The sequence below is a fragment of the Streptomyces synnematoformans genome (assembly GCF_039531005.1).
In the GTDB taxonomy this organism is placed as follows: Bacteria; Actinomycetota; Actinomycetes; order Streptomycetales; family Streptomycetaceae; genus Streptomyces; species Streptomyces synnematoformans.
Window position 1 is genome coordinate 1 of the sequence record NZ_BAAAPF010000581.1, and the last position, 2,141, is coordinate 2,141.

At 74.0% G+C, this 2,141-nt stretch carries 2 protein-coding genes; both read right to left on the bottom strand.

What is annotated here, in order from left to right; genetic code table 11:
- The coding region (locus tag ABD317_RS36220) for a serine/threonine-protein kinase (protein ID WP_344296190.1) at positions 1–865 on the bottom strand (865 nt) is incomplete at its 3' end.
- Positions 866–880: 15 nt separating this feature from the next.
- Positions 881–2,141: outer membrane protein assembly factor BamB family protein (locus tag ABD317_RS36225; RefSeq protein ID WP_344296192.1), on the bottom strand; the 1,261-nt coding region annotated here is incomplete at its 5' end.

Genomic DNA, 2,141 nt, shown 5'->3' on the forward strand with positions numbered 1-2,141 from the left:
GCAGGGCGTCCGGGAGGTGGTCGGCGAAGTCGGCGGCGCCGCCCGGCAGCACCTCGGCGAGCAGGCCCGCCAGCTCCTCGGTGCCGGGCCGGTGCTCCGGCTCCTTGGCCAGGCAGCGCTGCAGCAGCGGCAGCAGCCCGGCCGGCACGCCGGACAGGTCGGCCTCGCCGTAGCGCACCCGGTACAGCAGATCCGCGGCCTGCCCGCCGCCGAAGGGGCCGTGGCCCGTACAGGCGAAGACCAGCACGCCGGCGAGCGCGAACACGTCGCCGACCGGGGTGTGCTCGACGCCGGACGCCTGCTCGGGCGACATGAAGGCGGGCGTGCCCGCCGCGGTGCCCGTACGGGTCAGGTGGTCGTCGCCCGCGGCCCGGGCGATGCCGAAGTCGATGACCTTCGGACCGGCCGACGTGAGCAGGATGTTCGACGGCTTCAGGTCCCGGTGCACCACGCCGGAGCGGTGCAGCTGCCCCAGCGCCTCGCAGAGCGCGGCGCCCAGGGCCCGCGTGGTGGCCTCCGGCAGCGGGCCGCACACCGCGACCGCCTCGTCGAGCGGCGGGCCGAGCACGTACTCCGTCGCCAGCCACGGCGTCTCCGCCAGCGGGTCGGCGTCGACGACCTCGGCGCCGTAGCGGTCGCCGATGACCCGGGCGGCGTCGGTCTCCAGCCGGAACCGGGTGCGGAACTCGGCGCCCGCGGTGCCCGCCTCGCCGCTGACGAGGTCGGCGTGCATGGTCTTCAGCGCCACGGTGCGCCCGCCCGCGGAGCGGGCGAGGTAGACGGTGCCCATGCCGCCGCTGCCGAGGCGGGCGACGAGCCGGTACGGGCCGAGGCGCTGCGGGTCGTCGTGGGTGAGAGGCGTCATCGAGGCAGCCATGGATCAGTCCACCGGGAGTGCGTAGAGGGCGTCCTTGGACATGACGAGGGCGATGCCGTCGCCCGCGGCGAGCACGCGGCCGGAGACGCCGGGGCCGTCGGTGGAGGAGCCGCCGGCCTCGCTGACTGTCGCGAACCGCCACAGCGGGGAGCCGTCGCGGGCGTCGAACGCCTGCACCTCGGCGTCGTTGCTGTAGAAGAGGGTCCGGCCGGTGCCGCTGAGCACGATGTCGTTGACGTCGTACCTGCCGCCGGAGTACACCGGCGTGCGCCACAGCCGCTTGCCGTTCTGCACCGAGATCGCGACCATGTGCGCGTCCTGCGTGCCGTACAGCACGCGGGACTTCGGGTCGGTCAGCGCGGCGAAGAAGTGGTCCTTCATCGGCTGCTTCCACACCAGCTTGCCGCCGCGCATCTCGTACCCGCGCAGCCTGTTCGCGTCGTTCTCGGGGCTGACGAGGATGCCGGCCCCGGTCGCGAACGTGCTGGGGCCGGCGTGGTCCGCGATCCCGTCGTACTTCTGCTCCCACGCCTTGTCGCCGCCGCGCACGTCGAGCGCCAGGTAGGTGAAGGCGAAGCCGGCGGTGGGGGCGCTGGGGACGAGCATCTCGCGCCCGCGGAGCTTGACGTGGTCGCCGTCGCTGATCGGGTCGGCGCTCAGGTCGCCGAAGCCCTTGGGCAGCGGTGTGCTCCACACCTCCTCGCGCTTCCTCGTGTCGTACGCCACGGCGTGGAACTTCTCCGTGTTCCCGCTCTCCACGCCGAGGAAGCAGAAGACCCCGTCGGCGGCGCCGGCGGGCTCCTGGTAGCCGATCTTGCTGTTGAGCGAGTACTTCTCGATGGCGCCCTTCGACTTGCCGCTGGCGACGTCGATGACCGCGATGCCGCTGAGGGACTGGGGGACGAGCGCCAGGCCGCGGCCGAGGTCGATCAGGCTCCCGTCCGCGAACACGTCGGAGTCCCAGACCTTCCTGCCCGTGCGCACGTTCACCGCGGTGAGCGCGCCCAGCGTCTCCACGACGGCGATCCTGCCGATGACGCTGACGCCGCTGGCCTCCTGGCCCTGCAGCGAGTAGACCCACAGCGGCTTGGGCGGGGCGCCCTTCGCGGGGGTGGTGCGGTAGACCGGCGGATCCTCCTCCGTCGCACGGCGGTACGCGTACGCACCGCCCCCACCGACCGCGAGGCCGGCGGCGCCGCAGGCGAGCCCGCGCAGCAGCGCGCGACGGGCAGGGCGCCGCGGGGACACCGCGGTCTCCCCGGCG